Source organism: Paracoccus halophilus, assembly GCF_000763905.1.
Taxonomy (GTDB): Bacteria; Pseudomonadota; Alphaproteobacteria; order Rhodobacterales; family Rhodobacteraceae; genus Paracoccus; species Paracoccus halophilus.
Genome location: NZ_JRKN01000013.1, coordinates 20,874 through 33,226, shown reverse-complemented (window position 1 = coordinate 33,226; position 12,353 = coordinate 20,874). Strand labels below are relative to the sequence as shown.

General features: G+C 67.9%; 7 protein-coding genes. All 7 read left to right on the top strand.

From position 1 onward, the window contains the following. Positions 1–93: 93 nt before the first annotated feature. The 7 genes from tssK (at position 94) to IT41_RS10700 (ending at position 12,347) form a co-directional block, all read left to right on the top strand. Positions 94–1,428, top strand: coding sequence for a type VI secretion system baseplate subunit TssK (gene tssK / locus IT41_RS10730; protein ID WP_036741027.1), 1,335 nt, complete (start codon positions 94–96; stop codon positions 1,426–1,428). Further along, the gene (gene tssL, locus IT41_RS10725; protein WP_074948085.1) at positions 1,428–3,104 is read left to right on the top strand and encodes a type VI secretion system protein TssL, long form; all 1,677 of its coding nucleotides are present in this window, start codon (positions 1,428–1,430) and stop codon (positions 3,102–3,104) included. Before tssK ends, tssL begins: the two co-directional genes overlap by 1 nt. Beyond that, positions 3,101–6,745, top strand: coding sequence for a type VI secretion system membrane subunit TssM (tssM, locus tag IT41_RS10720; RefSeq protein ID WP_081967532.1), 3,645 nt, complete (start codon positions 3,101–3,103; stop codon positions 6,743–6,745). The genes tssL and tssM overlap by 4 nt, the downstream gene beginning before the upstream one ends. Further along, positions 6,724–7,398 (top strand): type VI secretion system-associated protein TagF, encoded by a 675-nt coding sequence (tagF, locus tag IT41_RS19450; protein ID WP_052081412.1) that lies wholly within the window; start codon positions 6,724–6,726, stop codon positions 7,396–7,398. The genes tssM and tagF overlap by 22 nt, the downstream gene beginning before the upstream one ends. Further along, complete coding sequence (locus tag IT41_RS10710) at positions 7,395–8,162, top strand: PP2C family protein-serine/threonine phosphatase (protein WP_036741026.1); 768 nt, start codon at positions 7,395–7,397, stop codon at positions 8,160–8,162. Before tagF ends, IT41_RS10710 begins: the two co-directional genes overlap by 4 nt. After that, positions 8,152–10,041, top strand: a complete 1,890-nt coding sequence (locus IT41_RS10705) for a serine/threonine-protein kinase (RefSeq protein WP_052081411.1) — start codon at positions 8,152–8,154, stop codon at positions 10,039–10,041. Before IT41_RS10710 ends, IT41_RS10705 begins: the two co-directional genes overlap by 11 nt. A gap of 278 nt (positions 10,042–10,319) precedes the next feature. Then, on the top strand, positions 10,320–12,347 hold the full coding sequence (locus IT41_RS10700) for a type VI secretion system Vgr family protein (protein WP_081967530.1): 2,028 nt from the start codon (positions 10,320–10,322) through the stop codon (positions 12,345–12,347). Positions 12,348–12,353: the final 6 nt, after the last annotated feature.

Sequence of the window (12,353 nt, the reverse complement as noted above, 5' to 3'; positions counted from 1 at the left end):
GGCGCCGTTAGTCTGCGCCAACCGTCACGGGCCTGTCCTGTGCATGTGCGGCGGCGGCATTGTAACGAAGTCTTTTTTGGGGGTCAGTGACGCATGTCCTGGTTCAGCAAGGTCGCCTGGAAGGAAGGGCTTTTCCTTCAGCCGCAGCATCTGCAGCAGGCCGACCGCTATCACGAGCATCTGGTCAGCGCCCGCACCCGGCTGATCACCCCCTATCCCTGGGGCGTGGGCGAACTGGTCCTGGACCGCGATCAGGCGCAGCAGGGCATGATCGCGCTGCGTGCCGTGTCGGGCATCATGCCGGACGGGACGCCCTTTGACGCGCCGGGCACCGGGCCGCTGCCGCTGCCGGTCCGCGTGCCCGAGGATGCCGCCGGCCAGTTCGTCTGGCTGACCCTGCCCGACAGTTCGCCCAATATGCGCGACGCCTCGCCCCATGAAGAGGAGGGCGCGACCACCCGCTGGGGCGTGATCACGGAAACCGTCAGCGACAGCGCCTCGTCGGCGCGGATCGAGCAATTGCTGGAACTGGCTGTGCCGCGGCTGGAACTGGCGGTGCGCAAGACGCCGCGTCCGGGCTATCAGAACCTGCGCCTTGCCCGCATCTCCGAGGTGCGCGACGGCGTCGTCACGCTGGACGAGACCTTTCCGCCGCCGGCGCTGGTCATTGCCGCGCATCCGCAGATCCTGGGCTATCTGACCCGCGTGATCGGCTGGATCGAGGCGCGGCTGGAAAGCCTCGCGCGTTATGCGACGGACCCCTCGGCCGGGGGCGGCTTGCAGGCCAGCGACTACCTGATGCTGATGGCGCTGAACCGCCAGATCGGCGTCATGCGCCACCTGTCGCGCACGCTCGCCGTCCACCCCGAGGCGCTGTATCGCGAACTGGTCGCGCTGGCCGGCGAATTGACGACCTTCGACAGCGGCAACCGCCATGCGCCGGATTACCCGCCCTATGACCACGAAAACCCCAGGGAAAGCTTTGCCGAGCTGGTGGCCGATATCCAGCGCCTGCTGTCGCGCGATGTCGGCCGCGCGATCCGTCTGCCGCTGCGGCAGGTGCGGCAGAACTCCTATCTGGCCGAGGTCGCCGACCGCAACCTGTTCCGCGAGGCGGCTTTCATCATCGAGGTGGAAAGCGCCAAGCCCCTGACCCAGGTGCAGTCGCAATTCCCCGAGCTCTGCAAGGTCGGCCCGAACACCCGCATGTCGGAAATCGTGAACAACAACCTGCCGGGCATCGGCTTGCAGCATCTGCCGAACCCGCCGCGACAGATCCGCGTGCTGTCCTCGAACGTGTATTTCCGGCTTGAGCGAAATTCGCCGCTATGGCGCGAATTCTCGACCGCGCCGGCCATCGGCATGCATTTCGCCGGTGACTGGCCGCATCTGAAACTGGAACTGTGGGCCGTGCCCGAGAGGTCCTGATGGCAGGCAAGGGTGACGACAACGACAAGACGGTGTTCGGCGGCCCGCTGCCGGGCGCGCCGCGCCGGGACGCCTGGACCTATCCGCAGGCCGGGGCGGGGCGCGACGATGGCCGGACCCGGATCGGCCCGCCGGGGCAGGACGGTGGCTCGCCCTTTGGCCCGCCGCCGCAGGGGGGCGGGCAGGGCTCGACCTGGATCGGCGGCCCGGCCCGGCCGGCGCAGGGCCAGCCGCCGCAGGGATACCAGCCATATCCGCAGCCGGGGCAGGGCCATGGCGCGGGCCCTTCGGGCTCGCCCTGGCCGAATTACGGCGACCCGTCGCAGATCGGGCGCGCGGCGGGGCCGGATCAGCGCGGCTTCTTTCCCGATCTGGACGCGCAGCAGCCCGGGATGGTCAGCCACGCGCCGCGCATCCCCTTGGCCGAGGCGTTGCGGGTCCGCGATCTGGGCGCGGCCTCCTCCTCGAACCCCTTGCTGGCGGCTGCAGCGAGCCTCCTGATCCTGCTGGGCCGGTTGCGCACCGGGCTGGTCGAATTGCAGGTCGCGCCGCTGATGGAGCATGTCACCCGCGAAATCGACCGGTTCGAGCGCAATGCGCTTTCCGCCGGTATCAACCCGCATGAGGCGCTGGTGGCGAAATACGCGCTGTCGGGCACGGCGGACGATATCGTGCAGAACCTGCCCGGCGGCGATCGCGGCAACTGGCAGCAATATTCCATGGTCGCGCGGTTCTTTCACAAGCGCGATTCCGGCGTCGGCTTTTTCCAGGAGGCGGAAAAGGCCCTTCAGGCCCCGGCCCAGAACTATAACCTGCTGGAACTGATGCTGGTCTGCCTGTCGCTGGGATTCGAGGGCCAGTTCCGCACCATGCCCAATGGCGCGGCGGAACTGTCGCGCATCCGCAGCGCCATCTATGAAAGCCTGCGCCGCGTCCATCCGCGCCCGGACGAGGATATCTCGGTCATGTGGCAGCCGGTGGTGCAGGGCAGGGGCAGGCGCTTCGCCTCGATCCCGGTGGCGGCGGTGGCGGGGATCGCCGCGCTGGCGCTGGTCGGGCTGTTCGCGACCCTGCTGACGCTGATCAACCGCGATGCCGCCGTTGCCGCCGAAAGCCTGCGCGATGTCGCGATCGGCGCGTCGGGGATCCAGATCGACCGCACCGTGCAGAGCGCGCCCTTTGTCGCCGCGATCCCGCAGCTTGACCGCATCCGCGCCGCCTTTGGCGACGAGATCGCGGATGGCAGCGTCTCGGTCGATGCCAAGGGCGATTACATCGCGATCCGGGTGGGCGATCTGCAACTGTTCGATACCGGCTCGGTCGAGGTCAAGCCCGGCTTTGCCCAGCTTGCCGCCCGCATCGCCGAGGTGCTGAACGCCGAACAGGGCCCGATCCTGATCGAGGGGCATACCGACAATGTGCCGCTGTCCGGCCGGGGCCGGTTCAAGGACAATTACCAGCTTTCCAGGGCGCGCGCCGATGCGGTGTCGACCGTGCTGAACCCGCTTCTGACCGATGCCACCCGCGTCACGACCGAAGGCCGGGGCGAGGACGACCCGGTCGGCGACAACAGCACGGCCGAGGGCCGGGCCGACAATCGCCGGGTCGAGATCATGTTGGCGCGCGAAGGCACCTATGCGCCGCCCGCCGCCCCGGTGCCGGAGGTCGCGAATTGAGATTGCTGGGCATTTACATTCCGACTCCGCGCTGGCGCAAACATGGCTGGTGGCGCTGGACCGTGACCGTTCTGGGCATCGGCGCGCTTTGCGCCGCGATCTGGATCGGCGGGCCGATGACCGGCTGGGGTCCCCTGATCGGGATCACCTGGCGGCTGGTGCTGATCGGGCTGATCCTGGGCATTTTCCTGACCGTCCTGATCCTGCGCTGGCGCCGCCGGGTCCGCGCCGCGCGGGCGATCGAAGAGGCGATGATCCCCGCCGAGCCCGAGGGCGACGGCAAGATCCTGGCCGAAAAGATGACCGAGGCGCTGGCGGTGCTGAAAAGATCGGGCGGCGCGGCCTCGCTTTACGATCTGCCCTGGTATGTGATCATTGGCCCGCCCGGCGCCGGCAAGACCACGGCGCTGGCCAATTCCGGGCTGGATTTCCCGCTGGCCCAGACGCAGGCGGTGTCCGGCTTCGGCGGCACGCGGAACATGGATTTCTGGTTCGCCGAGGATGCGGTGCTGATCGACACCGCCGGGCGCTATACCACACAGGACAGCGACAAGGCCGCCGACAAGGCCAGCTGGGATGCGTTCCTCGACCTGCTGAAGCGCACCCGGCCCAACCAGCCGATCAATGGCGTCATCCTGTCCTTTTCCGTCGAGGACATGATGCAGGAGGACGCGGCCACCCTGCAGGCCCATGCCGAGACCGTCCGCGCCCGTCTGGCGGAACTGCACGAGCAGCTGAAAATCGACTTTCCGGTCTATGTGATGTTCACCAAGGCCGATCTGATCGCCGGTTTCCGGGAATATTTCGCCAGTTTCAGCCTGAACCGGCGCAAGCTGGTCTGGGGCGTGACCTTCCGGACAGCCGATCGCAAGGCGATCACGCATGAGGCGGTGCCGGCCGAATTCGACCGCCTCGTGTCGCGCCTGTCCGACGAGATCATCGACCGTCTGTCCGAGGAACCCGACGGCGTCGCCCGCATCGCGATTTTCGGCCTGCCCGGCCAGATGACCCTGTTGCGCGACAATGTCGGCGCCTTTCTGCGCCGCGTGTTCGAGCCCACCCGCTACAAGACGAACGCCATCCTGCGCGGGTTCTACTTCACCTCGGGCACGCAGGAGGGCACGCCCATCGACCAGGTGCTGGGCGCGATCAACGAGCCGGGCGCTGGCGGCTTCGCCTCGGGCTTCATGTCGGGGCGGGGGAAAAGCTTCTTCATCCACGACCTGTTGCGCGGCGTGGTCTTTCCCGAACAGGGCTGGGTGTCGCATGACCGCAAGGCGGTGCGCCGGGCGCTGGTGCTGCGCAGCGTGGCGCTAAGCGTCGTCGCCATCATGACCCTGGGCGCCGCCAGCGCCGTCGGCATCAGCTTCTGGAAGAACACGCAACTCGTCCGCACCGCCGAGGCCGAGACCGACGCCTGGCGCCGCGCCGCCGCCGAGGAACTGTCGAAGGACGTGATCGACGACCCGGACCTGACCCCGGTGCTGCCGCTGCTGAACGATCTGGCCACCATGCCGGCCGGCTATGGCGACAGCGAAGAACCCAGCCTGTGGGAGGGCTTTGGCCTGAGCCAGCGCGACCGCCTGAACCGGGTCGCGACCGATACCTATGCCGGCGCGCTGGAGCGCATGATGCGCCCGCGCCTGATCCTGGATCTTGAGCGCAAGATACCGGAGATCATCCGCTCGGCCGAGATGACCGAGATCTATCGCGCGCTCAAGGTCTATCTGCTTCTGGGCAAGCAGGGCGAGACGACCGATGACGATGCCATCCGGGCATGGTTCGCGCAAAGCTGGCGCGCGGATTATCCGGGCCGCACCGGGCTGGACCAGATGGACCAGCTGAAGCGGCATCTCGAGGCGATGCTGGTGCTGGACGACCGGCGCGACATCCAGGTCACGCTGGACCAGACCACGGTGGACCGCGCCCGCGCCGCCATTGCGCAACTGCCGCTGGACGAACAGGCCTATGCGATCATCAGGGACGGCGCCGTGGCGGTCGGGCTGGATGACTGGAATCTGGTCGAGGCGGCGGGCGGCAATGCCGCGACGCAGGTCTTTGCCACCCGCGACGGCAGCGATCTGGCCGACCTGACCGTGCCGGGGCTTTATACCTATGAAGGTTTCTGGGGCTATTTCTACGACCAGCTTGCCGTGGTCGGCGAGGAGTTGCGCCGCGACCAGTGGGTGCTGGGCGATTTCGCCGACCCGGCCGAGATCGAGGGCCGTCTGGCGCGGCTGGACCGCGATCTGCTGGACCGCTATCGCGGCGATTTCATCGCCGCCTGGAACAGGGTGCTGGACAATCTGACGCTGAATTCCATGGTTGCCGACAAGCCGCGATATGCGGCGCTCGGGACGGCTGCCTCGGCCTCGGCCTCGCCGCTGCTCGGCCTCGTGAATGCGGTGGCCAGCCAGACGCAATTGCCGCGCGAATACGAAGAGCTGCAAGGGGTCGATCCGGCGACGCTGCTGCAGGGCGGCGCGGGCGGTGACGAAGGCGCCGGCGGCGGCATGGCCGGCGCCATCGGCAAGCAGCTTGCCTCGCGCCTGCAGTCGCGCTCGACCGGGGTGCAGCGCATCCTGATGGACGCGGCCTCGCAGCAGGGCGGCAAGGTTGCCGCGCGGGCCGGCGGCGGCGGGCAGGATGGCGGCGCCTCGAACAGCGTGACCGCCCCGATCGAGGCCATCGCGAAAGCCTTTGAAAACTGGCAATTGCTGGCCGAGGGCGAGCCGGGCCGCCGCCCGGTCGATACGCTTCTGGGCAATCTGGGCGCGATCTGGGAAAACCTGCGCATGGCCGAGGACAACCCGGACCAGGCCGCCGCCGCCCTGCCGACGCTGCTCAATACGCTGACGCAATACAATTCGCAGCTGCCGCAGCCGCTGGCGCAGATGGTGACCAGGGCGGAAAGCGATTTCCGCTCGGGCGCGTCGGATGCCTCGATCGAGGTGATGAACCGGGCGCTGACCGACCGCATCACCTTCATGTGCCGCGACACGATCATCGGCGCCTATCCCTTTGGCTCGCCATCGCGCAGCCTGTCGATCGACAATTTCGCGCGCTTCTTTGGCCCGGGCGGCGAAATGGACCGCTATTTCACCGAATATCTGGAACCCTATGCCGAACGCTCGCCCGAGGGGCTGACATGGCGTGCCGACAAGCCGATCGCCGGGCGGCTGTCGCTGAACACCCTGCGCCAGTTCGAGCGGGCCGAGCGCATCCGCCGTGCCTTTTTCGCCGGCGGCGGCACCAGCCCGGCGGTCGAGGTCACCGTGCAGCAGGTCGATGCCCATCCGACCGTCGAATCGGCGGTGCTGGTGATCAACGATACCAGGATCGAGACCACCCGCGGCTCGATGCCGCGCACGCTGGTCTGGCCGGGCGAAGGGAAATCGACCGGGCTGCGGCTGCTGCCGCCGCTGGCGCGCGATTCCTCGGTCGGGTTCACCGGCAGTTCCTGGACCTTCATGGAACTGCTGGATGCCGCCAGCTACAAGGAACAGCGCGGCGACGTGCTGCGCGCGACCTTCATGCTGGGCGGGCGCAACATCACCTATGACTTTACCATCAACGCCATTTCGAACCCCTTTACCATGCCGGAAATCAAGGATTTCGAATGTCCGCAGAGCATCGACTAGACGGCGCGACAGGGCTTTACGGCAAGCATCCCGGCTTTGGCGATTTCATCTCGGCCGGGCTGGGCGCGGGCTGGCCGGGCTTTGCCGACTGGGCGCAGACCTGTCTGGGCGCATGGCGCGACGCGGCGGGGCCGGACTGGCAGGCCCGTTTCGATGCCGCGCCGCCGCTGCGCTTCTGGATCGGCCCGGCGCTCACCGGCATGCAGCCGCTGCGCGGCGCCTGGATGCCGTCGCGCGACCGGACGGGGCGACGTTTCCCGCTGCTCATCACCCAGGCCGGGGGCTTGCCGCCGGTCGTGGATGGCGCGCAGGATTTCTATCAGGCGGCGCTGAACGGCCTGGCCGGCCTGCTGGCCGCCCCCGGCTTTGAGCCGCGCGACGAATTGCAGCAACTGGCGCTGCCCGCGCCGCCCGAAGGCGCGGCGCCGCCCTGGCCGACCTTCTGGGCGGTGAACCCCGAGCTTTCGGCACGGGATCTGTTTGCGCAGCTGGCAGCGACCGATCACGCCCATGCGACGGCCTCGCGCAGTTACTGGTGGTTTTCCGGACCCGGCGGCGGCCCCTCCGGCTTGCTGGCCTGTCAGGGCTGGCCCGGTCCGGAGGAATTGGGGTGGTTGATTTCCGGCGGACAGCTCGAAAGGGATGACGAATGAGTCCGACAGAGAGTGCATTGGTCTATGATTTTTCAGCGCTGACCGACCGCGGCCGCGTGCGTCAGCAGAACGAGGACAGCATTACCGCGCTGCCGGAATACGGGATCTGGGCGGTGGCCGACGGCATGGGCGGCCACGAGGCGGGCGATGTCGCCAGCCGGATCATCGTCGAGGAACTTGGCTCGCTGGGTGTGCCGATCAGCGCCCAGGACCAGCGCGCGCGGGTGCTGGAGCGGCTGGACCGCGCGCATCAGCGCATCCTGTCCCATGCCGGCGAGCGCGGCCTGCGCGGGGCCGGCTCGACGGTCGCGGCGCTGCTGCTGCATGGCTCGGAACTGGCCTGCATCTGGGCCGGCGACAGCCGCATCTACCTGATGCGCGAGGGCCGGCTGACGCCGCTGACCCGCGATCACAGCGAGGTGGCGATGATGGTTGCCGCCGGCACCATGACCGCGGATCAGGCGCGCAACGCGCCGCGTCGCAATGTTATCACCCGGGCCATCGGCATTGGCGATGATCCCCGCCCCGAGGTGGCCAGCGGCGTGATCAAGCCGGGTGACCGATTCCTGCTGTGCTCGGACGGGCTGACCGAACATCTGAAAGATCACGAGATCGCCGGTTTCGTCGCCCGCTCGCCCAGCGTGCAGGACACCGCGAGCGCCCTGATCAACGAGACGCTGGTGCGCGGCGCGCGCGACAATGTCAGCGTGATCGTGATCGATTGCGTGGCGGTGCCGCCGTCCGGGGATGAGGATGTCGAATAGCGATGCCGATCCGCCCTCTGGCCCGGGGGCCGAGGCCGCCGAGCGCACGGTGATCGCCGATGCCGTGCCGGCCGCGACGGGCGACAGGACCATTCTTGATACCGAGCCCGAGGCCACGGCGCCCCGGCTGGTCGAACAGGGCGCGCTGATCAACAACAATTACCGCATCCTGTCGCTGGTCAGCGCCGGCGGCATGGGCGAGGTCTATCGCGCCGAGAACGTCTTTACCGGCGACCCGGTGGCGGTCAAGGTCATCCTGCCGAACCTGGCCCGGGACCGGGCCGTGCTGGACCTGTTCCGGCGCGAGGCCCGCGTCCTCGTGCAATTGCGCGACGAAGCCATCGTACGCTATCATAATTTTGTTCTGGATCAGGGGCTTGATCGCTATTGCCTGATCATGGAATTCGTCGAGGGCCGGCATCTGGGCAAGCGCCTGCAAGAGGATGGGCCGCTGTCCGAACCCGAGGTGATCGCGCTGCTGCGCCGCATCGGGGCCGGGCTGCATCACGCCCATGCCGCCGGCGTGACGCATCGCGACCTGTCGCCCGACAATGTCATCCTGCGCCACGACCGCGTCGACGAGGCGGTGCTGATCGACTTTGGCATCGCGCGCTCGACCGAACTGGGCGACGGGCTCGAAGGGCGCTTTGCCGGCAAGTTCAAATATATCGCGCCCGAGCAGCTGGGCCATGCCGGGGGCGAGATCGGCCCCCGCACCGATGTCTATGGCCTTGGCCTGCTGATCGCGGCGGTGGCGCGCGGCACCGCGCTGGACATGGGCGATTCCGTCGTGTCGGCCTCGGCCGCGCGGCAGTCGATACCCGATCTGACCGGAATTTCGCACCGGTTGTTTCCGCTGCTGCAGCACATGCTCGAGCCGGCTCCGGCCGCGCGCCCGCCCGATATGGGCGTGGTGCTGCGCATGCTGGACGACCCGTCGCTGATTCCGGCGCGCTACCGCTTGCCGCTGTGGCAGCGCGCCGATGGCGATGCGGTGACCGGCGGGGCCTCGGCCAGTCCCTTTGCCGGGCTGTCCGCACCGCCCGCGCCGACGCGGCCCGAGGCACCGCCGGAGGCGGCGGAGCGCGTGCCCCGCGCCCTGTGGGCGGCGGGCGCGGCGGCGGCGATCGCGCTGGCGGGCGGGCTGCTCTGGTGGCAGACGCGCCCCGCGCCGGTGCCGCCATCCCCCGATCCCGCACCGGTGGCGGTCGCCGGGCTGGTGGCGCGCAACCCGACCACGCGCGAGGGGTTTCTGGCCAGCCAGCCGCTGCCGCCATGCACCCTGGCCACGCGCCTGTCCGAGGGGCCGCGCGCCGGCATGATCGCACTTGTCTCGGCCGCGCCCTTCGACAGCGCCGGGCTGATCGCGGCCTATGAGCAGGCCTTTGGCACCCGACCCGGCGTGTTGCCGCAAGCCGTGAACCGGGCGCAATGCCCGGCGGTGGATTTCCTGCGCGAGGTCGCGGGTCGTCCGGCCCCGGCCCCCGAGCTGCGGCTGGACACTGGCCTCGCGGGCGGCAGGCTGCAGATGCGGGGCTCGGTCAGTGTCGAGCCGGGTCGCAGCCTGTGGCTGTTTCTGGTCGCGCCGACCGGCGAGATCTATGACCTGAACGCGCAGCTTGCCGGGCCGGATCAGGCGGTGCGCGGCTTCGGCTTTGCGCTGTCGGACGATGCCGGCGGGCCTGCCGGACCCTATCTTCTGGCGGCGCTGGTCAGCGACCAGCCGCTGACGCAGGTCGCGGCGACGCCCTCGGGGGTGGCCGGCGCGCAGCTGCTGCCCGCCGTGCTTGGGGAACTGCGCGAATCCGGCGCGAATCCCGCCGTCGCCTTCAGGCTCGTCCGGGCCCAGACCGGCAGCGAAGGGCCCGCGCCGAATTAGGCCCGGCAATTCGCCCGGATTTGGGCGCGACGATTTGTCGCTGGAATTTCAATATCTTGCCGAATCCGCCTTTTGCCGCCTATGGCACAGGCGGCATGATTCGCGATAAACTAGGCAGTTCGGACAGCGCGGTGCCCGACCATCGCGGTTCCGACGTCATTTTCTGTCTGAATACTTTGTATTGTCAAAAACATATATGCCCAGTGAAAAAGAACCCGTAGATTGTACATGTTGTCTCTTGCTGTGTTAGTTAATTTTAATCATCGCCCGGAGTGCCCATGAACGCGCCATACAGCCAGGTTCAGCGTCTTGGCCGTTTGACGACCGTTCTGGGCGCGGACGCGTTGGTCCTGCTGCGGTTCGACGGCGCGGACCATGTCAACGAGCTGTTCGAATATCGGGTCGAGGCGCTGGCCGCGTCCGGCGATGTGGATTTCGACGCGCTGATGGGCAGCCATGCCACCGTCACGGTCGAGGGCGCCCGCGGTCGGCGCCATTTCGATGGCATCGTGACGCAGGGCCGCTGGCTTGGTGCCGGCGAGAACGGGCATCGTTACGACCTGGTCCTGCGGCCATGGTTCTGGCTGGCCGGCCGGCGCCGCAATCTGCGCATCTTTCACAACCAGACCGTGGTCCAGATCCTGCGCGCCCTGTTTTCCGACTATGCGACACTGGGCGATCCGGCGCTGGAGCTGAAACTGTCCGAGGATTACCGGCCGCTGGAATACACGGTGCAGTTCCGCGAATCCGACCTTGATTTCGCCCGCCGCCAGATGCAGCGCGCCGGCATCAGCTTTCATTTCCGCCACGAGGCCGGCAGCCATACGCTGGTGCTGACCGATGACGTGCTGGCCCATCCCTCGATCGGTGAGCGGCCCTATAAGGGCCATGACGGCCATCATCAGGCCGAGGAAGAGCATTTCTGGGAATGGGCGCCCGAACGCAACCTGACCTCGGGCGCGGTGCGGCTGACGGATTACAATTTCAAGACCCCGGCCGCGACGATGGAGGCGGATCGTCTGGGCGACGCCACCCATGCGCAGGGCCAGATCGAAAGCTTCGACTGGCCGGGCGATTACCAGGACCAGGACCAGGGCCGGGCCATGGCCGGGTTGCGCCTGCGGCAGGAACGTGGCGCGGACCGGCGCAACCGCGCCGCCGGTGACTGCCTGTCGCTGGGCGCGGGGATGCTGGTGTCGCTGGCCGGCGATCCGGTGCCCGGCACCGGCGAGCGCTATCTGTGCCTTTCGGCGCGCTATCGTTTCGTCAGCGAAGCCTATGGCTCGGGCGGGCCGGGCGGCGAGGGTTACGCCTTTTCCGGCAGCTATACAATGATGCCCGACAGTGCCCCGATGGCGCCGCCGCGCCGCATCGCCGCGCCGTTGGTCAGCGGCCCGCAGACCGCCTTCGTGGTCGGCGAGGGCGAGATAGATTGCGACGAATATGGCCGCATTCTGGTGCGGTTCCACTGGGATCTGGAAGGGGCGAATTCGATGCGCTGCCGGGTCAGCCAGAACTGGGCCGGCAACGGCTGGGGCGGCATGTCGATCCCGCGCATCGGCATGGAGGTGGTGGTCGAGTTTCTCGATGGCGATCCCGACAAGCCGCTGGTCACCGGCTGCCTGTTCAACGGCCAGAACGCCCCCCCCTATGAACTGCCTGCGGCCAGGACCAGAACGGTCTGGCGCTCGAACACGCATCAGGGTCAGGGCTTCAACGAGATCAGTTTCGAGGATCAGGCCGGGCGCGAACAGGTCTATCTGCATGCGCAGAGGGACCACGAGACCGTCATCGGCCATGACCAGAGCCACCAGATCGGCCATGACCGACGGAAAACCGTCGGCAATGACCAGACCGAGAATGTCGGCGGCAACAAGACCATCACCATCGGCCGGAACCATGCCGAGACGATCGGCGCGGACAAGGTGCTCAGCGTCGGCGGCGATCATGCCGAAACCATCGGTGGCAATATGGGCTTGACCGTGACCGGCGCGCGCGCGCAAACCGTCACTGGCGACGATGCGACCACGGTGACCAACGGCGATCACTCGGTTACCGTCGCGAATGGCAAGCAAGAGGTGAGGGTGCTGGCGGCGGGGCGATATACGACGGTCAACAACGATATCGTCACGATCTCGGAAACCGGCGGCGTCCGGGTCCGCGCCGCCACCGCGGTTGTGCTGGATGCGCCAAGCATTATGCTGAAAGCGAATGACACGAATTACATCCTGATCGCCGAGGGGCGGGTCGTCATCGAGGGGGCCGAGACCTTCATCAACCCGCGCGAACGCGCCCCCAACCTGTGAGCCAAG

What these genes read in the sequence shown, in the direction of transcription:
- tssK (WP_036741027.1), top strand. Translation starts at nt 94, where the DNA reads ATGTCCTGGTTCAGCAAGGTCGCCTGGAAGGAAGGGCTTTTCCTTCAG.
- tssL (WP_074948085.1), top strand. Translation starts at nt 1,428, where the DNA reads ATGGCAGGCAAGGGTGACGACAACGACAAGACGGTGTTCGGCGGCCCG.
- tagF (WP_052081412.1), top strand. Translation starts at nt 6,724, where the DNA reads ATGTCCGCAGAGCATCGACTAGACGGCGCGACAGGGCTTTACGGCAAG.
- IT41_RS10710 (WP_036741026.1), top strand. Translation starts at nt 7,395, where the DNA reads ATGAGTCCGACAGAGAGTGCATTGGTCTATGATTTTTCAGCGCTGACC.
- IT41_RS10705 (WP_052081411.1), top strand. Translation starts at nt 8,152, where the DNA reads ATGTCGAATAGCGATGCCGATCCGCCCTCTGGCCCGGGGGCCGAGGCC.
- IT41_RS10700 (WP_081967530.1), top strand. Translation starts at nt 10,320, where the DNA reads ATGAACGCGCCATACAGCCAGGTTCAGCGTCTTGGCCGTTTGACGACC.